This is a genomic window from Nitratireductor sp. L15S-10, from assembly GCF_045011005.1.
Lineage (GTDB): Bacteria > Pseudomonadota > Alphaproteobacteria > Rhizobiales > Rhizobiaceae > Nitratireductor.
Map to the genome: position 1 here is coordinate 1,676,968 of NZ_CP120674.1, position 19,931 is coordinate 1,696,898.

The following is a 19,931-nucleotide window of genomic DNA, read 5'->3' on the forward strand; positions in this document are numbered from 1 at the left end:
CGGATGATCGCACGGGCAGCAAGTGCTCTGACCGCAGCGAACCTTGCCGAAGATCAGCAGTGTCTATCAACTTGTGAAGAAGAGACGAGCCGTCAGCGGGTTCCGAATTTTCAGCGGGTTCCGAATTTTCCCCGGGGGTTGGGGGCCGCGCTCGTGTAGCGGCCGAGCGACGGTTCATCCGCCGGATGCAAGGGGGACAGTGCCGATGGCCGGCTCACCCCGGTTTCACCCGGCTGGCTGACATAGCCGGCGGCATAACCCCGATCACCAGCCTGCAGACTGGCAGGAACGGGTGCTCCGATATGCGGGGGTGTCTCCGCCTGCGCGCGAAGTGTGCGCCCGGTGTCACGCAAACGGCTGACGATGGAGACAAGGTCCACTTCTCGGTCGATCTCTTCGGGGTTGGAGGCCTTGCGCCTGTCGGTATCGCGCACGCCCGGCAGGGCGTGTGGCGGAAGAGATTCGAACTTCATCCGCATGGTCGTCGCCACGCCCTCACCGAAGGCAATCGCTTCCCGGCGGCCCATGGCAGACAGGAAGGAGAGCATGGAGGCGGACGAATCCGCAATCGCGGAGCGGATGATCGCCTGATCCTGATCATTGGCAAGCCGCATGGCGAAGACGGTTGAGCACTGCGAGAGAACGGTCGGGTCAAGCTCGCCCGGCCGCTGGGTCACAACGCCGAGATAGCAACCGTATTTACGCCCTTCCTTTGCGATGCGTGCCAAAGCATGGCGCGTGGGTGCAAAGCCAAGACGCGGATCGGCCGGCATATATCGATGCGCCTCTTCGCAGACGACGAGCAGATTGAGTTTCCCCTCGCTCCACAGTGCAAGGTCAAAAGCCAGACGGGCCATAACCGAGCAGACGGAATTGACCACTTCCGGCGGCATTCCCGCCATTTCGAAACAGGTCACGGTCTTGCCATGACTCGGGACGCGGAAAAGCCTCCCGATGGTTTCGTGGATGGTGTCTTCGATAACCCGGGCGGCAAACATGAAGCGGTAGCGCGGATCATTGATGGCTGCTTCGATGCGCGTCTTCAGGCTGCGGTAGAGCGGCCGTTCCACCTTGTTTTCGAGCTGGCCTATCCGTTCGTCGATCTCCTTGAGCACGTCAGCCATGCGATAGGGCACGGGTGTGTCGGCTGTCAGGCCGCTGGCATCATTGCTGCGTCGCAGGGCGGCCGCCGTACCGGGGTTGCGGTAGTGATGCTTGGCGTTGGGAATGAGGTCGCGCAGAAGCTCCACCTCTTCGGGAGCGGGCTCGCGGCCCCTGAAAAGAACCTCGACAAGCTCTTCCAGGCGAAAGAGCCAGAAGGGAAGGTCCAGCGTGTTCGTGTCGACTCGAACCGCATGTTCGGGCAGCGCCGAGGCAAACTCATTGTGCGGGTCGAGGATCAGGACGCGCAGATCCGGGCGGGAGGCTATGGTCTTGCGCAGGAGCAGCGAAACAGCGGAGGACTTGCCCACGCCCGTGGTGCCGACCACCGCGAAATGACGATTGAGCGTGTCGTCAACGGCTATGCACGCATCGATGGCCTCGTCCTGCGAAAGCTTGCCGATAACCGCCTGCTGACGACCGGCGAGATCATAGACCGCCTGCAAGTCGCGCGAACGGATACGATGAGCGGGCGCACCGACATAAGGGTACTCGGTGATGCCGCGGTCGAAGACGGGTTCCGAACCACGGTCACGGACCTCACCGACCAGTTCGACGGAGATGGCAATGGGATTGGCTTCGCCATCGCGCCAGCGATGTTGCGGCCGTTCGACAGCGTAGACAAGGCCGACCGTGCGCGTCGTTCCCATGTTGATGGAGATCATCTTGCCGACAGTCCAGTAGTTCGACTGGCCTGCATCGTCTACTTCGGTATCGGCAGCAATGGTCGCACGGGCGCCATCACAGTGCACCACATGACCGAGCAGGCGCCGGCGCGGCTGATCGGCAGCGCGCCGTTCCTGCGACGTGGTTTCGCCCTGCGTCGTTCCGCCTTCCAAATACATCGTGCCACCCCATTTTCCCTAATCCACAAGCCTAGAGGCACGAGGTTAAGACCGCGTGTTTGGGAATGGTTGAGGAGGGGTAAACAGAACCGTTCAACCGTTCTGCGTTTGCCGGTTGACGGACCGCTCAAGCAACCTTATTGTGCGCCACCATGATGACACGAAACATTCTTATCGTAGGAAGGCGCATGGGCAAGGCGGCGTAGCCGTCTGGCGAAAGCTCCCATGCGCGAAACACAGGCTCCTTCGGGGGCCTTTTTTATTGGCCCGGTGTTTCCCTGGGGGCACGGGGCGGCTAAACCAACTTCGCCGGTAGACAGAACGGAAAGACCAAGATGAACAAGGCAGTGTCGGAGCCAGCAGCGGATACATCCGCCCACAACGAGATGACGGGTGCGGAAATCGTTGTGCAGGCGCTCAAGGATAACGGGGTCGAGACTATATTCGGATATCCGGGCGGCGCTGTGCTTCCCATCTACGATGAGCTCTTTCAACAGGAAGAGGTCCGGCACATCCTGGTGCGTCATGAGCAGGGCGCAGGCCACGCGGCCGAGGGCTATGCGCGGGCTACCGGAAAGGCCGGCGTCATGCTGGTGACCTCCGGCCCGGGCGCCACCAACGCGGTGACGCCGCTGCAGGATGCGCTGATGGACTCCATTCCGCTCGTCTGCATCAGCGGCCAGGTGCCTACGGCGCTGATCGGTTCGGATGCCTTTCAGGAGTGCGATACGGTGGGTATCACGCGTCCCTGCACGAAGCACAACTGGCTCGTGAAGGACGTGAACCAGCTCGCCGCGATCATCCATGAGGCTTTTCATGTGGCGACCACGGGGCGCCCCGGACCGGTCGTTGTGGACATTCCCAAGGATATCCAGTTCGCCAAGGGGACATACACTCCGCCGCAGACGGCGCCTCGTACCAGCTACCAGCCCCAGGAACAGGGCGACATCAACCAGATAAAGGCGGCGATCGAGCTGATGGCGCATGCCAAGCGGCCCGTGATCTACTCGGGCGGCGGTGTGATCAACGCCGGGCCGGAGGCAAGCCATTTGCTCCGCGAACTGGTGGATCTCACGGGCTTTCCGATCACGTCGACACTGATGGGACTGGGCGCCTATCCGGCTTCCGGTGACAATTGGCTCGGCATGCTGGGCATGCATGGCACCTATGAAGCCAATATGGCCATGCACGATTGCGACGTGATGCTGTGTGTCGGTGCGCGCTTCGATGACCGTATCACCGGGCGCCTCGACGCGTTCTCTCCGAATTCGCGCAAGATTCACATCGATATCGATGCCTCTTCGATCAACAAGAATGTTCGCGTGGATGTGCCGATCATCGGCGATGCCGGGCGGATACTGGAAGATATGGTGCGCCTGTGGCGCGCGACCGCCAAGCCCAACAAGGCCGCGCTCAAGCCCTGGTGGACGCAGATCGACATCTGGCGGGCTCGCGATTCCCTGGCTTACCGGCCGAACGATGACGTGATCATGCCCCAGTATGCGATCCAGCGGCTTTACGAGCTGACAAGGGATCGCGAGGTCTATGTGACGACCGAGGTTGGTCAGCATCAGATGTGGGCGGCACAGCATTTCGGCTTCGAAGCGCCCAATCGCTGGATGACGTCCGGCGGACTGGGCACGATGGGGTACGGTCTGCCTGCCGCGCTGGGCGTTCAGATCGCGCATCCCGACGCGCTGGTGATAGACATCGCCGGTGACGCCTCGGTGCAGATGACCATTCAGGAGATGAGCGCGGCGGTTCAGCACAACGCGCCGATCAAGATCTTCATCCTGAACAACCAGTATATGGGCATGGTACGCCAGTGGCAGCAGCTTCTGCACGGAAACCGGCTGTCGCATTCCTACACGGAGGCCATGCCTGATTTCGTCAAGCTGGCTGAAGCCTATGGCTGTCACGGAATCCGGTGCGACAAGCCGGCTGAGCTGGACGATGCCATCCGCGAGATGATCGCGGTGGACAAGCCGGTGATCTTCGATTGCCGTGTGGCGGCGCTCGCCAACTGTTTCCCCATGATCCCCTCCGGCAAGGCGCACAACGAGATGCTGCTTCCCGACGAAGCAAGTGACGAAGCGGTTGCCAACGCGATCGACGAAGAGGGTCGGCAATTGGTCTGACGGTATCGGGGTGCGTCTCACGATGTGGCGGAGGCGCTTTGATTTCAGTCAGTTACACAATGGTTTTGCAGAAGAGATTCACGCAATGAACGCGCAACTACAACCCACCGGCTCTGCCTACTTCATCACCAAGGAAACCGAAGCCGCACAAACGCACACGCTGGCGGTTCTCGTCGACAACGAACCGGGAGTTCTCGCCCGCGTGATCGGCCTTTTTTCCGGCCGCGGCTACAACATCGACAGCCTGACTGTTTCGGAGACGGAGCACGAGAGGCATCTTTCGCGCATCACGATCGTGACCCGTGGTACAGGCCATGTTCTTGAGCAGATCAAGCATCAGCTCGAACGCATCGTGCCCGTTCACCGCGTGGTTGATCTCTCGGTGGTGGCGGACGAACGGGGCCATGATCGCCCGATGGAGCGTGAGCTGGCGCTGGTGAAGGTGAGGGGGCAGGGAGACGACCGTGTGGAGGCACTGCGCCTGGCCGATGCTTTCCGTGCTCAGGTGATCGATGCCAATACAGAGCATTTCATCTTTGAGATCACCGGGCGGGTCTCCAAGATCGAGCAGTTCATCGCCATCATGAAGCCGCTTGGCCTGGTGGAGGTGTGCCGCACGGGTGTTGCGGCAATGAACCGGGGCCCCGACGGAATGTAAGGAACCGGGGCGGGGCGAGGGACAATTTTTCGGCGCAGGGGGACAAGTTTCAAATGGCCTGCGCCGGAAGCCGGGTCAATAATACTGACCTTCGTGCCCTTTTCGGGTGGCTGTCTGGGAGCAAACGGATGTCGTCTGAGGTCTTCCTCGCCTTGCTTGTCTTCTCTTTCGTTTCTTCTGTTACGCCGGGACCCAACAATTTCATGCTGTTGGCCTCCGGCGTGAATTTCGGTTTTCGGCGTACAATTCCGCACATGCTTGGCATTGCCGGTGGTTTCGCCTCGCTGCTTCTCGCCGTTGGCTTCGGTCTTGGAGCAGTGCTCACCGCGGTGCCGGCGCTCCACACCGTTTTGAAGATCGCAGGCGGGGCCTACCTTCTGTATCTCGCCTGGCGTATTGCCATGTCGCGGGCGCTGGGAGAGGCGGGGGACGGCAAAGCCGAGCCAATGACTTTTCTTGAAGCGGCGGCCTTTCAATGGGTCAATCCCAAGGCATGGGTCATGGCCCTGACAGCGATGGCGGTCTACACGGATCCGGCGGCACCGTTTCTCACCGTGTTCCTGGTGGCGTTCGCTTTCGTGATCGTCAATTTTCCAAGTGTTTCGGTATGGGCCAGCTTTGGCGTCGCGCTGCGTGGCTTTCTGGCCGATCCCGTTCGGCTCAAATGGTTCAACATCGCCATGGGCATCGCGCTGGCCGCAACACTGTGGCCAATGCTGCGCTAGAGTAGAGCGTTTCTGCTTCTCCCAAAGCTTGTGAAGGGTCGCCGGCCCAGAAGGGCTGGAGCGGCAATCGCAAGCCGGGTGCTTGCATATAATATATTAGCCGGCTACTTTATATGCTTCCCGCAGCGCGGTGGAGTGGTCGCATGGCGAGACTCGATGAATCCACGGTGACCTGGCGGTTGTTCCTGTGCACATTTGCGGTTTCAATCCTTCTGTTCACCATCGGCTGGGCCACTTACGAGCCGCCTTCCAAGAGGCCGCTGCTTAATATCGTTGGGGGAGGTTTTACCATTGATCACAACAAGGCGGAGATCCGGTACGATCTTTCGGTCAAGGAAGTTCGACCACTCCGTCATGGCATGATCATTGAGGCGAGTTTCGAAGACCCTGCCGGAAACGGTTATTACGTGGTTCGTGAGCGTGCCCAGCGCTGGCGCAGGCGATACAGTCTGCGGTCGCCGCCGGTCTGTGGTGTTAGAGCGCGCAAACGCTATCTCATCATGCTCCGGGTGCTGAGCGACAGGGGCGATGACGAGCTTTGGCAAGATGTCTTCTATGTAACAAGCCATCTTGGTGAAGACGTCATGCCGGAGCCTCCGGTCACCACCTGGCCGGGCCGGGATTTTTCCCCCCATCATTAGCGCTGCTGCGGCCTGTTCAGGCGAAAGCGAATCTGCTTTCTGGACAGCATGGAATTCTCCCCGCAACAGGACGCGGCGCTCAACGCCGTGGCAAGCTGGCTCAAGGCCGGTCAAAGCCAAGTTTTCCGTCTGTTCGGCTATGCCGGGACAGGAAAGACGACGCTGGCGCGCTATTTTGCCGAACATGTGGACGGCGATGTTCAGTTCGCCGCGTTCACCGGCAAGGCGGCTCAGGTTCTGCGCTCGCGCGGGGCCAGTAATGCCCGTACCATTCATTCGCTCATTTATCGTCCGCGTGGCGAGGAGGAAGTGGAGGACGAACTGACGGGGCGCACGTCCATCTCTCCGACGTTCTCGCTCAACCGGCAAAGTCCCATTGCCAAGGCAGCCATGGTAATCATTGACGAATGCTCGATGGTTGACGAGGCACTTGGCCGTGACCTGATGTCGTTTGGAACGCCCATCCTGGTTCTGGGCGATCCCGGCCAGCTTCCGCCGATTTCCGGGGGCGGATTTTTCACCGAGCATGAACCCGACCACCTTCTGACGGAAATTCATCGGCAAGCGCGGGACAATCCCATCATTCAGCTTGCGCTCGATGTGCGTGAAGGGCGCGAAATCTCCCATGGCAATTATGGCGCTGCAAAGGTGATCTCGAAGGCCGAGGTCGATCAGGACCTTGTGCTTTCGGCAGATCAGGTCCTGGTAGGAACCAACCGCACACGCCGGCGCTACAATCAGCGCCTGCGCGAATTGAAGGGATTTGATGCCGATTATCCTCAGGCCGGAGACAAGCTCGTATGCTTGCGCAATGATCCGGCCAAGGGGCTGCTCAACGGGTCGCTTTGGAAGGTGATGACCTCTTCCAGGGAAACGGTGAAACCGGGCATCAATCTTCTGGTCTCACCGGAGGAAGACGACCCTGATCGCGGCGTGGCCAAGATCAAGCTGCTTAAGGCGGCCTTTGAAGATCCGGAAGCGGAAATTCCATGGCAGACCAAGAAGCGGTTCGACGATTTCGATTACGGCTATGCACTGACAGTTCACAAGGCGCAGGGCTCGCAGTGGGACGAGGTGGTGCTCTTTGATGAGAGTTATGCCTTCCGCGATACCCGCCAGCGCTGGCTCTACACGGCGATCACCCGCGCTTCCGAGCGTCTGACCATCGTGCGGTAGGGCGCGTCCACGCTCCCGGAATTGAGCCAGAGGCGATCATCCCGGTGGAGAAGCGGGTTCGGCTCCCAGCCATTTCCACGCTTCTTCGACCTTCTCATAAGGGAAGTGTTCCATCTCCATGGTGAAGAACGGGCGGAAAAGGGCGATGGTCGTGCCCATCCAGGCGGGGCCACCTGCCACGGCATATTTGCGAATGTGCTTCAGTGCGTGGGTTTTGCCCAGTATCGTCTGTTCCTTGAAGGCCGCCTGCCAGTCAAACCCTTCATAGTCGTGGATGATCACAAGCAGGTCGATCTTGTCATGCACCTCATAGGCGCCTTCGAGAAGGCCATAAAGGTTCTCCACGTCGGCTGCCGTGATGTGTCCCACGACCTCGAAAGCGTATGCATCCTCGCGACTGGTCTCGATGCGCCGTACATTCGGAGGAGTATCGTTGATGGTCATTTTTCTCTCCTGACCGCTTGCTGCTTGCATTATCAACGCTGTCTGGGCCTGTCCGTTCCCGTCTGATCGCGCTATGGAGCGGGGACGATCCAAAACGTCTTAGAAAGCTGAAATCGACAATGCCGGCAAAACTCTCCGTCAATCTCAATGCTGTTGCCATGCTGCGCAATCGGCGCGACCTGCCATGGCCGAGCGTTACGGGACTTGGCCGTATTGCCCTGGAGGCGGGTGCCAGCGGGCTGACGGTCCATCCCAGACCGGACCAGCGGCATATCCGCTTTTCCGACCTACCGGAGATCCGGGCGTTGCTGGATGACGAATTTCCCGACCGCGAGTTCAACATCGAGGGGTATCCCACTGAGGAATTTCTTGCTCTCGTGGAAGAGCACCAGCCAGAACAGGTGACGCTGGTGCCGGACGACCCGGCGCAGGCGACCTCGGACCATGGCTGGGATTTTTCCGGGCAGGGCGAGTTTCTTCAGCCCATTATCGCGCGGCTGAAAAAGCAGGGCTTTCGGGTCTCGCTCTTTGCCGACCCGGACCCGGAGCAGGTGCCGACCGCTGCCGCGCTGGGAGCCGACCGGATCGAATTGTACACGGGGCCGTATGGTGCTTGCCACGATGATTCCGAAAAAGCCGCTATCGAACTGGAAAAGCTAGGTAAAACGGCAGATGCCGCCATGGCGGTCGGGCTCGGTGTCAATGCTGGGCACGATCTGACGGTGGCGAACCTTCCTGCGCTAGCGCTTCGCATACCCGGTCTTTGTGAAGTCTCTATCGGGCATGGGCTTACTGCCGATGCGCTGGAACATGGCATGGCACAAACCGTCCGTCGCTTCATGCGGGCCTGCGAAGGGTGAGCCTGCGCTCCATTTGAGCCGCATCTGGTCACGGAATTGCCCAGAGCGTTAACGCGTGCGAATAGGGTTTCTTAGGATTCGCCAGCCTATGCATGGGGTGCGGGTTTTGAGGTGTTCCATGCGTATAGCTGCAGTGACCATGCTGCTCGCGCTGGCGTTGGCAGGCTGTGCTTCGACGCCGCGCAGCATCAATAATGTTTGTACCGTCTTCGACCAGAAGCAGGGCCTTTTTGGCGGTTGGTACACGGAGGCCAAGCGCGCCGAGCGCAAATATGGTGTGCCTGCGGAGGTGTTGATGGCGACGATCCGGATCGAATCCGGCTTTGATGCGGATGCACGCCCGCCGCGCAGGAAGCTGCTCGGCTTCATACCGTGGAAACGCGCTTCAAGCGCTTATGGCTATTCGCAGGCGCTCGATGGCACCTGGCAGCGCTACAAGCGCGAAACCGGTAATATGATGGCGCGGCGCACGAGCTTTGCCGATGCCGTCGACTTTGTCGGCTGGTATCATCAGACCAGCCACAGGACCAACGGTGTCGCACTCAACGACGCTTATGGGCTCTATCTAAACTATTATGCCGGGCATGCAGGATATCGACGCGGAGCGTGGCGCAACAATCCCCATATGCAGAAATCGGCCCGAAAGGCCGCGAGCATGGCCAATCAATACGCTCAGCAGATGCGCCAGTGCGGGCGGTAGAGCTTTATCGGTTTTCCTGAAAGGGCCTCTGTGCTGCCTCGCGGCGAATGCTCCAGGCAGCAACAGAATGTCCATACGCTCCCCGCATTCTGCCCGGAAGCGGGGATTTTCGCCTCTTCTCGATGCTTTCCCGAAAGTCGGAGCTGTTGCTCGCGATCCGGCTTGCAATCCGGTGGCTGGTGTGACAGAACCGTACCGTACGGTACGATAGAGAAGCGGGAACAGAAACCTTCGTGCGCCACATGCCGGAAATGCAGGACGAATATACACCGCGCCAGCGCGCGGTTCTGGACAAGGCGCTCGGGCTTCTGGTGGAGGGCGGTGAACGCGCGCTGACGACCGCAGGACTTGCGCGGGCGGCCAATTGCTCCAAGGAAAGCCTGTACAAATGGTTCGGCGACCGCGACGGGCTTCTGGCTGCGATGATCGCCCATCAGGCGAGCAAGGTACGCGCCCGGATCGACAGTGGCGAAAAGCTCGACCATGGCCGCTTTCGTGCGCATCTGGTGGATTTCGCCAATGATCTTCTGCAGGTTTTGAGCGGGGACGTTTCGCTGGCGCTCAATCGGCTGGCGATCGGGCAGGCGAGCCGTGAGGGCAGCCGGCTTGGGGCGCTGCTCATCGAGCGGGGGCGACATGGCATCGACAAGCGCGCAGGCGCGCTACTGGAGGCGGGCCGGCAGCGCGGGCTCATCGCCTATCATGACCGGGATGCTGCCTATCACACGTTTTACGGCCTGATCGTGCGCGACCTTCATGTGCGCATGCTTCTGGGCGAGGCCGGCGTCCGCCGACCGGAAAATCATGCTGCGCTTGCAGAGGAGGCGGTGGATCAGTTTTTCGTGCTCTTCGGAGTGCGAAAAGGAGAGACGGCAGGCCGGGACAGGGTCTAGGCAGTCGGAAACGAACAACATCAAGTTGGATCAGGAAAGGAACTGAGTATGCGGGTGTATTACGATCGCGATGCCGATCTCAATCTCATCAAGAGCAAGAAGGTCGCCATTATCGGTTATGGCAGTCAGGGTCGCGCGCACGCGCTGAACCTGAAGGATTCGGGCGCCAAGGACATTGCCGTTGCGCTGCGTCCGGGTTCCGCGACCGCCAAGAAAGTGGAGGCCGATGGCCTCAAGGTGATGTCGGTGGCCGAGGCTGCCGCATGGGCCGATCTGATGATGATGGCAACGCCCGACGAGCTGCAGGCTGGCATCTACAATTCCGAAATCGCGCCGAACATCCGTGACGGCGCTGCCATTGCCTTCGCGCACGGCCTTAACGTGCATTTCGGCCTGATCGAACCGAAGAAGACCGTTGACGTGCTGATGGTTGCGCCGAAGGGGCCCGGTCACACGGTGCGCGGCGAATATGAGAAGGGCGGCGGCGTGCCGTGCCTCGTGGCGGTTCATCAGGATGCGTCTGGCAATGCGCTCGACCTTGGCCTCTCCTATGCCTGCGGTGTGGGTGGTGGCCGCTCGGGCATCATCGAGACCACGTTCCGCGAAGAGTGCGAGACGGATCTCTTCGGTGAGCAGGTCGTTCTGTGCGGTGGTCTGGTCGAGCTCATCCGTGCCGGCTTCGAGACGCTGGTCGAAGGCGGCTACGCGCCTGAAATGGCCTATTTCGAGTGTCTGCATGAAGTGAAGCTGATCGTCGACCTCATCTATGAGGGCGGTATCGCCAACATGAACTACTCGATCTCCAACACGGCCGAGTGGGGCGAGTATGTGACCGGTCCGCGCATCATCACGGCAGAGACCAAGGCGGAGATGAAGCGTGTCCTTCAGGACATCCAGTCCGGCCGCTTCACCACTGAGTGGATGCAGGAGTGGCACGCAGGGGCAGCCCGCTTCAAGGCGACCCGCCGCCTGAACGACGAGCATCCGATCGAGGAAGTTGGCGAGAAGCTGCGCGGCATGATGCCGTGGATCTCCAAGAACAAGCTGGTGGACAAGGAAAAGAACTGATCTTTTTCCACATTCCAGAAAGAGAGGTCGCGGCACCGTCCGCGGCCTTTTTCTTTACCGCTCCTTCATATGCCTGTCCCACCATGAAACGGACTGCTGGCACGACTTTCGCAGCGCTGCTCTCCAGGAGAGGGCAAATCCGAGGAGACGGTGATGATTTCGGATGCGGAAAGACGATTATCTTCGGGGCGCCCGGTTTCCACCGAGCGGCGCAACGAACCGCGCGATCCCCTGGAGCGGCACGCCCGGCTCTTCTGGAACAACGGCACCTGCATGCTTCTGGGGATGGTGCGCGATCTGAGCGAAAGCGGCGCCCGCATCCGCTTCGGCGACATCTGTGCGGTGCCCGATGAGTTCTACGTCGAGATTGAGGGCAGCGACCGTGTCCGCATGGCTGTGATCCGCTGGCGCAGCCTGACGGAGATCGGCGTGGCTTTTCGGTGAGCCTCAGGCGGCCTCCCAAAATTATCGTTCTCACCCGCTTTTTTTAAATAAATAAAAAAATCTTACTTTTCCGTAGAGATATTTGTGATTATGTTCCTTTTCTTTTGAGTTATTGGTTATATCATGCGGTTATTTAATATATATTTTTTGCAGTGTTTAATTTTATATTCTTCAACAGCTTCGGCTGATGACGCTTCCATTCAATTCGAAAGGCAGATGGAGGTGACTTCGCGTTGTTTTGAGGCGGCCCGTGAGATTTGGCCGGATCCTATTGTCTTGCCGGATGCTGGTGGTTTGCCAGGCTATGACGTGGCGGTGGTGGCTGGCCCCCGCTTGTCGGATGCCTATCGGCCGGTCTTTGTCTGCCTTGTCGACGCAGAGACGGACGTTGTGAGGTTGTCGAAAGGGCTGGATATAAGTCCTCTCCTGCCAGGAGCGCGAGCGCTGACAGGAGAGTGAAGCCATGTGCAAGTCATTGGCTTGCGTTGTCAGGTCCCGAGTGGCCAGCGCTTCAATCCCAGCAGCCTCTCTCCAAGCTCCGTAAGCTCTGCCGTTTTCGCGTGCTTCTTTTCCCATTCGCGTGGGTCGCCGGGGAAGGCGTCGCGTTTGGGGTGGTCGAGTTCGCGCCAGAGGCGGATGCGTTCGAGGCGTTCTTCCTCATTCTCGAACTCGGCCGGGTGCATGGAGATGTATTGCGCCATCCGGACCCGGTCCTTCGAATGGTTGGGCCGGACACCATGCGCCAGAAGCGAGTTGAAGATCAGGAGATCGCCTGCCTCCATGTCGATATTGGTGATCTTGAAGCCGGTCGTGTCCGGATGCATCGGGTCACGATCGGCGGGCTGGGTTTCGACCCACTCGTCGAAATGCTCGAAGAGCTCGGGAATGCACTGGAAACCGCCGACATCCCCGTCCTGCTTCTTCAGGCTCAACACACCCTGAACACCGATGGGCAGGGGGCGGAGCGAAGTGTCTGCATCCCAGTGGATGAAACCGTTCGGATTGCCGGGGTTTTTCTTTGGCGCGTTCAGATTGGCACGGTCGATGGTGACCCAGAGGTCTTCACGGTCCCAGATGTCAACGAAGGCATCGTAGATACGCTGTTCCATGCGATTGTCCCACAGATACTGGTGATTATAAATCTCCAGCATGCCGGTGTTGTTGAGCTCCTTCATCCTGTGCTCGCGGCGCTGCGGGGCATACCAGGTCGAAGGGTCGTTGGGGTCTTTTTCGTCAAACGCCCATAGCAGGTCGACGAGACGCTCGACATTCTCGCTCGGCACGGCCTGACGCACGATGACGTAGCCTCTGGTAACCCAGTGTTGCCAGTCGTTTTCAGAGAGAACGCGCAGCGGAAGTGTCTTTACGATGTCCTTGAGCTGCGTGCCGACCTTGCTGGTCGAGGGGTGCGCATCGCGCTTGATGACGGCTTCCTGCATGGTTTCCTCCCGGATATCCTCGATTGCAGGCCTCAGAATACCGCGACCAACGGAGCGGTGTTGTACTCAGCTGGCCAATATTGATACGATTATGGCGTTTAATAGTTGTGGAGCGCTGGATGAGGCCGTTTCTGGAGACCTTGCCGACCGTGCCGGGTGCCTCCTGGAGCATGCTCAATCGCCGGCTCGAGGATGGCATTCCCTTTGAATGGCATCATCATCCCGAATACGAGCTGACGCTGACGCTCAATTCCACGGGGCAGCGCTTCGTCGGCGATCATGTGGGGGAGTATGACGACGGCGATCTGGTGCTGGTGGGCGCTAACCTGCCACATACATGGGCTTCGCGCGCACGGCGGAACCCATCGCACCCCCATGTGGCGCTGGTCATGTGGTTTCGTCACGAATGGGCAGCGGCTTTGGGGGAGGGCTTTGCGGAGTTGCGTCCCATCGCAGGGCTCCTGGCCAGGGCGGAAACCGGGCTTGCCTTTTCGCCGCAGATTTCCGAGCGGGTACGGCCCCTGATCGAGGACCTTTTCGAGGCGGGTCCGGGCGAGCGATTTCTGGCGCTGGTACGGGTTCTGCTGCTTCTGGCGGAGGATGCGGAGGCGGAGCCTCTTGCAAGCACGGTGGCGGCGCGCGATCTCGACCGGGCTGACCGCGAACGGATAGATCGCGTGCTGGCGCATATTCACAAACACTACGCTGATGGGGTTACCAACGGAGAGCTGGCCGAGATCGCGGCGCTCAGTCCCTCCGGCCTGCATCGACTGTTTCGCCGACACACGCGGACCAGCATTTCAGACTACGTAATGCGGCTGCGCATTGGCGAAGCGTGCATGCGGCTTTCCTCGAGTGAGCAGCCAATCGGCCATGTGGCTGCTGCAGTCGGCTATCGCTCATTGGCCAATTTCAACCGGCAGTTCAAGGCACTGCGCGGCATGACGCCCAGAGCTTATCGGGCGCGGTTTCACGGTTGAGCGCATCTTCCGTTTTGCGAAAGGTCGCCCTACCGGCCATAGGGTGAAACACAGTGTTTGCGTGGGCCGCGATAGGGCTGAAACGTGTTATCGGACGCTCGAAACGAACGATATTTACTGTCGCACCAGGCAAGATGCGCTGCTCGAGCAGCATGGCCGGGATAAGCGCGCGCCACCCCTGTGCGCTGCGCAGGCCGATAGCGCCAGTAGAACGACCGTGCACCGTGGCGCGGCCTTAACAATGGCCGGCGGCCGGGACCGTACACATCGTTAAAACCGTAAAAATAGCCTGCAAAGCGGCCATGCGGATCGTGCCAGGGCGACCATGAGGGAATCGGACGGTGGTGCAAGCGATAGTCAGTGCGGCAACGCTCGAGCCAATGGCGACGATGCATGTCGCCCAGTGTCAACTGCATTCGGCCGGGAAAGAGGTGCCGCATCGCGCGACGCTCGTTCCAGCCGTCCAGGCATATGCGGCTGCTGGTTGCTGATAAAAGCCGACCGGCAGTCGCAATTTGTGTGCCGACAAGACAAAGTGCGACAACCAGAACCAGTTTCAAACAACGCATCGTACACAACTCCAGATAGAAATCCGGATTTTTAATCGCGCCGGGAAGGTTGAAAAAGCGAAATTGTCGCTAAAATCGTCTCAAGTCCGTGCGACAGGAAAAACTGCATAAAGAAAATGGCGCGGACGATCCCGCGCCATTGTCAGAAATCAGTCCCGTTGCCGATCAGTAATACGGTGAACGGCAGGGCCGGCGTGGGCCGTGGTAGGGCTGGAAGGTGTTGTCGGAAGCCCGGTAGGAACGATACCGGTTATAGCACCAGCGCACATGCGCGCGCGACAGCCTGACGGGCTGACCATAATAAGGGCGCGCGGGCCGCGGGCGCACGTGGTAGGGCGGGTAATAGTAGGGAGCGGGCCGGCCGAATTCCAAGTAGAAGCCAGCGCGCGGACGATGCCGGCGCCACTTGCGGCGTTCGTGGTGGTGGCGCCACTTCCTGTGGTGGCGGTGGTCTACCTTTGTCACAGGTGTTTCCGCTGCCGAACGCTCTACCGCCCCGGAAGCCGCGCTACCGGCGATACCAAGCGCGTTGGCATTTGCAGGCGCTCCGACGAAAACAAACCCGAGGGCGATCAGGCCCGAACAGGCGATTTTTGTCAGTCCGTGTTTCATAGTGGTCTCCTGGTTTCCAGACCCCCGAAAAAGCCCCCACATCCCTTCAATCAAGCAATGTCAGAGATGCTTATAGTATCAGAAGCAAGCACAATCTCCATGAACGTGTGATGGATGGAAACGTTGCCGGTTTTGGGCCGAACCGAGGCTTGTAATCCGTGCTGCACCGTTTAAACGTTCTTGCATGTCGCTCCGGCTCGCCACCTTCAACGTTGAAAATCTGATGAACCGGTTCGATTTCTCCGGTTTCCGCAACGATCTCCATCGCGACCGCGCGCTGTCGCTCTATGAGATCGAGGATGAAGCGCATTATCGCGCGCTCGAACAGGCGCGGGCCGTAGCGTTGACGGATGATGCGAGGCAGTTGACTGCACTTGCCATCGCAGCGACGCGAGCAGATATCCTGTGCCTTCAGGAAGTCGACAATCTGGCCGCGCTCAAGGCGTTCGAGTATGGCTATCTCTTCAAGATGATCGGCAACGGTTATCGCGAGAAGTATTCTGCTTCGGGTAATGATTCACGCGGCATCGACGTGGCGGTCATGATGCGGCCGGCGACTGCGCATGGACAGCCAATCGAATTCGAGCGCATGACCAGTCATGCCCATCTGACCTTCTCTGATCTAGACCTGCACAACGACGCTCTGGCGGAGCTTGGTATCGAACCGCAGGATCGCTTGTTCCGCAGGGATTGTCTGGAACTCGACATCAAGGTCGGCGGCCGTCCCATGACGCTCTATGTCGTGCATTTCAAGGCGATGAGTCCGCCGCGCAACGGCATGGACGGGCGGTCCGCCTCCATGCCCGTGCGAATGGCCGAGGCAGCTGCTGTTCGACGTATCATCGAGGAACGTTTCGGCGGTGCTGACCGGGCGTCTACGAAGCGCTGGGTCATCTGTGGCGATTTGAACGACTATCGCGAGCGCCTGGTCATTACCGGTGAAGCGCATGAAGGTTATCGGTTCGAGCCTGTGCAGGAGACGCTTTCCAGCATCAACACGCTGACCGCCGGCGGATTTTGCGAGAACCTCGTAGAGCGCCGACCCGAGATGGATCGCTGGACGCTTTATCACACCAGAGGGCCGGAAGAGCGGCATCTCTGCCAGCTCGATTACCTCCTGGCTTCGAAAGCGCTCGCCGAACGCAATCCGCGTGCGATCCCCGAAATCATCCGATCCGGACAGCCCTGGCGCACGGTTTTTCCGCCGGAACAGGAGGTGTCCCGGTTCCCGCGTGTGGGCTGGGACAGACCAAAAGCCTCGGACCATTGTCCGGTGGTGGTTCAACTCGACATAACCTGACCGGCCGGAGAGCAGAAGCGATCACTCGTGTCGAAGGGCTTGGATAGGATCGAGACGGGCGCCACGTAGCGCTGGAAAAAAGCCGAACACGATCCCGATGATCGCAGAAACTGCCGCGATTGCCGCAATCGCGGCAAGACTGGGCACGAAGTCCACATTCATGAGGGTGGTTACGGCCCATGCAATGGCAAGGCCGAAGCCGATGCCGATCAGCCCGCCGAGCAGCGAGAGCACCGAGGCTTCTGTCAGGAACTGGAGTAGAATATCGCGCTGGCGTGCGCCGATGGCCATGCGGATGCCGATCTCGCGGGTGCGCTCGGTTACCGATACCAGCATGATGTTCATGATACCGATACCGCCGACCAGAAGGCTGATGGCGGCGATTGCGCCGAGTATCGCCGTCACATTGCCAATGATGCTGCTGGCCTGGCGCATATACTCGGCCATGTCCTCGACCTGAAAATCATCGCTGCGTCCTGGCGCAATCCGGCGCAGACGGCGCATCTCCTCCCTGACTTTCGTTTTGAGAAGGGGGATAGATGCCTCGCTGGGCGCATTGATCAATATCTGCTCGATTTCGTTTTTGCCGCTGATCCGGGTTTGAAACAGCCCGAGCGGCATCATTACGAGTGTGTCCTGATCTCCGGAAAATGAAGCGCCCCTGTCGGAAAGCTGTCCGATAACACGACAGTGGGTCTGGCCAATCCGTATGCGGGCACCGACCGGGTTCTCCATGCCGAAAAGCGCTTCCGACACCCTGCTTCCCACAACGCAGATGCTGGCATTGCTGGCCAGTTCGGGGGCCGTGGGCAGGCGGCCGCGTGTCAGGGGCCAGTCGCGCAGGGCGAAATAGGACTTGCTGACGCCGCGAAGCTGCGCGGAGAGACCACGCGCGCCATAGGAAACGCGAAGCCGGGTTTCTGCATTCGCTGCCACGGTGGCGTATCGGCTGATGGCTTTTTCCATGTTGATCAGATGTGTGTTTGTGAGCGCCCGTGCCCTGGCCATAGCCGGAGCAGACGGATCAGGGGGCATACCGGCGAAGACAAAGATCAGACGGCTTCCAAGACCGGCCATTTCGGCGCGAATTTTTTCCCGCGCACCACCGCCTATCGTGAGCAGCGCGATCACTGCGGCCACGCCGATAATCACCCCAAGCAGTGTGAGCAGGGAGCGCATCTTGTTGCGGGCGATGGAGAGAAGCGCCAGGTGAACCGATTCCAGCAGCATCAGCGTGCCGCCTCATGATCGGTGTCAAAGGCGATCTTCCCGTCACGAAAGCCGATCTGCCGGCCGGCGAAGGCTGCCATATCGGCTTCGTGAGTGACCATCACAATGGTCAAGCCCTGTTGTCGGTTGAGTTCTGTGAGAAGCGCCATGATTTCGTGGCTGCGTTCGGTATCCAGATTTCCGGTCGGTTCGTCGGCCACGAGCAGGGTCGGTTCCGACACGAGGGCGCGGGCAATCGCAACCCGCTGCTGCTGACCCCCGGACAGGGCGCCCGGCCTGTGATGCTCACGACCCTCCAGCCCGACCTGTGCCAGCGCTTTTCCGGCAAGGGCGCGACGTCGGTGCGCCGAAAGACCGCGATAGACGAGAGGCAGTTCCACGTTTTCGAGTGCCGTGGTTCGTGGCAGGAGATTGTAACCCTGAAACACGAAGCCGATATGCCTGTTGCGCAGCTCGGCGCGGGCGACCCTGTCCATCCTGCCAGCGTCGTTGCCCATGAAGCAGTAAGCGCCACGGGAGGGTATATCGAGCGAGCCCAGAATGTTCATTGCAGTGGACTTTCCCGAACCTGAGGGGCCGGTGACGGCCACGAAGGCACCCTGTTCGATCTCGAAGCTGACATCCGAGAGGGCATGGATCTGCGTGTCGCCTTCGCCATAACTGCGCCAGACCCTGGAGAAGACGAGGAGCGGCGTGGAGCGGACCGGCGCGTTCATTGGGTCAGTCCACCGATCTGTTCTCCGGTGATCACATTCTGTCCAGCCAACAGGCCGGACAGGACCTCGGCTTTCTCCCAGTTGCGCACGCCAAGCTTAACCCGAACCGCTTTTGGTTCGTTGTTCTCAAGCACGTGGACAAGTGCCAGATCGCTGGAAGCTTCTGACGGGATCGAGGGGGATACGTCTTCAAAGGTGCGTGGCCGATATCGCAATGCGCTGGTGGGAATGAGGAGGGCGTTCTGCGTTTCGTTTGTCTTGATCGAAACAGAGGCTGTCATGCCAGGACGCAGCTTCAGATCGGCGTTGCGTACATGGAGATTTGCCTCATAAGTCACCAGATCGTTTTCGGTCTTATGGGCAAAGGAGACATCCCGGATTGTCGCGCCAAAGGTCTGGTCGGGGTAGGCTTCGACGGTAAAACTCGCCTGTTGCCCACGCTGCACCGCGCCAATATCGGCCTCGTTGATCTTTGCGACCAGTTCCATCTGCTCCAGATTCTCGGCGAGAACAAACAGCACACCGTCGTCGGAGGAGGCGAACATGGTTTTGCCGGGCTCGGCCTTGCGCGCCAACACCACCCCATCGATCGGTGAGCGGATTGTCGTCCGGCTGAGATCGAAGCGTTTCAACTTGAGCTCGGCCTGATTGGCCGCAAGATCGGCTCTTGCCGTGATGACCCGGTTTTCTGCACGGTCGCGCTCGGCCTGCATCTCCTCGAGCTTCTGTTCGCTGAGTGCGTTTCTGGCTTTCAGAGCCTGGGCCCGTTCGAGCTTGCGTTCGGCTTCGCGCAAGGAAATCTCAGCGTCTGAGAGGCTCGCCCTTGCCGTGGCCACAAGCGCTTCTGCACGTTCCACGGCGTATTCGAAAACCGTGGAATCGAGTGTCGCGAGGACCTCGCCACGGCGGATGCGCTGGCTTTGCCTTACGGGAACCGACTGCACTGTGCCTTTCAGTTCGCTCGAGATGTCGATCTGGGTTCGCGGATGCAATACTGCTGTTGTTGCCACCTGCGCGACGAGATTGCCCCGCTCGACGGGCTGGATCGTATATGCAGGGCCTGTCTGGCCTGATCGAGCGCCGGAAAACACCCATATGCCTGCCGCCAGAACCGGGGCGACCGCGAGCAGCAACGGCCAGCGACGGCGCTTTCGGAGGGGGCCGGTGCCGGGGTCCTGATCCGAGGCGGTTTTGGACCCGTCGACTTCATGGTTGGTCATTTGCGTGGTCGCCTGTCGTTTGCGGCGCCCCCTTTTGGCAATGACGTGGTATGAGGAAAGTGGGCAAAAGATGGCAAAGCAGTGCCTGCACCGTCGCATTGCCGCAATGACG

20 protein-coding genes are annotated in these 19,931 nt (G+C 59.8%); 12 read left to right on the forward strand and 8 right to left on the reverse strand.

What is annotated here, in order from left to right:
• Positions 1–110: 110 nt before the first annotated feature.
• Positions 111–2,006, reverse strand: coding sequence for an ATP-binding protein (locus P2W41_RS08040; RefSeq protein ID WP_404934797.1), 1,896 nt, complete (start codon positions 2,004–2,006; stop codon positions 111–113).
• Between the two features lie 335 nt (positions 2,007–2,341).
• Between P2W41_RS08040 and P2W41_RS08045 the strand changes: the two genes are divergently transcribed.
• The 5 genes from P2W41_RS08045 (at position 2,342) to P2W41_RS08065 (ending at position 7,344) form a co-directional block, all read left to right on the forward strand.
• Positions 2,342–4,144, forward strand: coding sequence for an acetolactate synthase 3 large subunit (locus tag P2W41_RS08045; protein WP_404934798.1), 1,803 nt, complete (start codon positions 2,342–2,344; stop codon positions 4,142–4,144).
• 85 nt (positions 4,145–4,229) lie between these two features.
• Positions 4,230–4,802 carry an acetolactate synthase small subunit gene (ilvN, locus tag P2W41_RS08050; protein WP_404934799.1) on the forward strand — a complete coding sequence of 191 codons (573 nt, stop codon included), beginning with the start codon at positions 4,230–4,232 and terminating at the stop codon, positions 4,800–4,802.
• Between the two features lie 128 nt (positions 4,803–4,930).
• Positions 4,931–5,527: a LysE family translocator gene (locus tag P2W41_RS08055; protein WP_292896355.1), complete on the forward strand. Its 597-nt coding sequence runs from the start codon at positions 4,931–4,933 to the stop codon at positions 5,525–5,527.
• Between the two features lie 143 nt (positions 5,528–5,670).
• Entirely contained in the window at positions 5,671–6,168 is a 498-nt protein-coding gene (locus tag P2W41_RS08060; RefSeq protein ID WP_404934800.1) for a hypothetical protein, read from the forward strand.
• Between the two features lie 48 nt (positions 6,169–6,216).
• Entirely contained in the window at positions 6,217–7,344 is a 1,128-nt protein-coding gene (locus P2W41_RS08065; RefSeq protein ID WP_404934801.1) for an ATP-dependent RecD-like DNA helicase, read from the forward strand.
• 36 nt (positions 7,345–7,380) lie between these two features.
• Here the strand turns inward: P2W41_RS08065 and P2W41_RS08070 are convergent, their stop codons facing one another.
• The gene (locus P2W41_RS08070) at positions 7,381–7,788 is read right to left on the reverse strand and encodes an STAS/SEC14 domain-containing protein (RefSeq protein WP_292896349.1); all 408 of its coding nucleotides are present in this window, start codon (positions 7,786–7,788) and stop codon (positions 7,381–7,383) included.
• A gap of 119 nt (positions 7,789–7,907) precedes the next feature.
• On the opposite strand from P2W41_RS08070, the gene P2W41_RS08075 reads away from it, so the two are divergent.
• The 5 genes from P2W41_RS08075 to P2W41_RS08095 all read left to right on the forward strand — a co-directional run bounded on the left by P2W41_RS08075 (position 7,908) and on the right by P2W41_RS08095 (position 11,753).
• Entirely contained in the window at positions 7,908–8,648 is a 741-nt protein-coding gene (locus tag P2W41_RS08075; protein WP_404934802.1) for a pyridoxine 5'-phosphate synthase, read from the forward strand.
• 118 nt (positions 8,649–8,766) lie between these two features.
• Complete coding sequence (locus P2W41_RS08080; RefSeq protein WP_404934803.1) at positions 8,767–9,348, forward strand: hypothetical protein; 582 nt, start codon at positions 8,767–8,769, stop codon at positions 9,346–9,348.
• Between the two features lie 242 nt (positions 9,349–9,590).
• On the forward strand, positions 9,591–10,241 hold the full coding sequence (locus P2W41_RS08085) for a TetR/AcrR family transcriptional regulator (protein WP_292900212.1): 651 nt from the start codon (positions 9,591–9,593) through the stop codon (positions 10,239–10,241).
• Positions 10,242–10,289: 48 nt separating this feature from the next.
• A complete protein-coding gene (gene ilvC / locus P2W41_RS08090; RefSeq protein ID WP_223021030.1) occupies positions 10,290–11,309 on the forward strand; it encodes a ketol-acid reductoisomerase in 1,020 nt (339 codons plus the stop codon).
• A gap of 153 nt (positions 11,310–11,462) precedes the next feature.
• The gene (locus P2W41_RS08095; RefSeq protein WP_404934804.1) at positions 11,463–11,753 is read left to right on the forward strand and encodes a PilZ domain-containing protein; all 291 of its coding nucleotides are present in this window, start codon (positions 11,463–11,465) and stop codon (positions 11,751–11,753) included.
• A 488-nt stretch (positions 11,754–12,241) separates the two neighbouring features.
• Here P2W41_RS08095 and P2W41_RS08100 read toward each other — a convergent pair whose 3' ends face one another.
• Positions 12,242–13,192: a phytanoyl-CoA dioxygenase family protein gene (locus P2W41_RS08100; protein ID WP_292896340.1), complete on the reverse strand. Its 951-nt coding sequence runs from the start codon at positions 13,190–13,192 to the stop codon at positions 12,242–12,244.
• 119 nt (positions 13,193–13,311) lie between these two features.
• Here P2W41_RS08100 and P2W41_RS08105 point away from each other — a divergent pair, with 119 nt between their 5' ends.
• Positions 13,312–14,172 (forward strand): AraC family transcriptional regulator, encoded by an 861-nt coding sequence (locus P2W41_RS08105; protein WP_292896338.1) that lies wholly within the window; start codon positions 13,312–13,314, stop codon positions 14,170–14,172.
• Between the two features lie 29 nt (positions 14,173–14,201).
• Here the strand turns inward: P2W41_RS08105 and P2W41_RS08110 are convergent, their stop codons facing one another.
• Positions 14,202–14,741 carry a BA14K family protein gene (locus tag P2W41_RS08110; RefSeq protein ID WP_404934805.1) on the reverse strand — a complete coding sequence of 180 codons (540 nt, stop codon included), beginning with the start codon at positions 14,739–14,741 and terminating at the stop codon, positions 14,202–14,204.
• A 165-nt stretch (positions 14,742–14,906) separates the two neighbouring features.
• A complete protein-coding gene (locus tag P2W41_RS08115; protein WP_292896334.1) occupies positions 14,907–15,353 on the reverse strand; it encodes a BA14K family protein in 447 nt (148 codons plus the stop codon).
• Between the two features lie 184 nt (positions 15,354–15,537).
• Between P2W41_RS08115 and P2W41_RS08120 the strand changes: the two genes are divergently transcribed.
• Positions 15,538–16,653 (forward strand): endonuclease/exonuclease/phosphatase family protein, encoded by a 1,116-nt coding sequence (locus tag P2W41_RS08120; RefSeq protein WP_404934806.1) that lies wholly within the window; start codon positions 15,538–15,540, stop codon positions 16,651–16,653.
• 21 nt (positions 16,654–16,674) lie between these two features.
• Here P2W41_RS08120 and P2W41_RS08125 read toward each other — a convergent pair whose 3' ends face one another.
• Genes P2W41_RS08125 through P2W41_RS08135 form a run of 3 tightly spaced genes read right to left on the reverse strand, consistent with a single transcriptional unit; the run spans position 16,675 to position 19,819 of the window.
• Complete coding sequence (locus tag P2W41_RS08125) at positions 16,675–17,883, reverse strand: ABC transporter permease (RefSeq protein ID WP_404934807.1); 1,209 nt, start codon at positions 17,881–17,883, stop codon at positions 16,675–16,677.
• Entirely contained in the window at positions 17,883–18,599 is a 717-nt protein-coding gene (locus tag P2W41_RS08130) for an ABC transporter ATP-binding protein (protein ID WP_404934808.1), read from the reverse strand. The genes P2W41_RS08125 and P2W41_RS08130 overlap by 1 nt, the downstream gene beginning before the upstream one ends.
• Complete coding sequence (locus P2W41_RS08135; protein ID WP_404934809.1) at positions 18,596–19,819, reverse strand: efflux RND transporter periplasmic adaptor subunit; 1,224 nt, start codon at positions 19,817–19,819, stop codon at positions 18,596–18,598. The genes P2W41_RS08130 and P2W41_RS08135 overlap by 4 nt, the downstream gene beginning before the upstream one ends.
• Positions 19,820–19,931 lie beyond the last annotated feature (112 nt).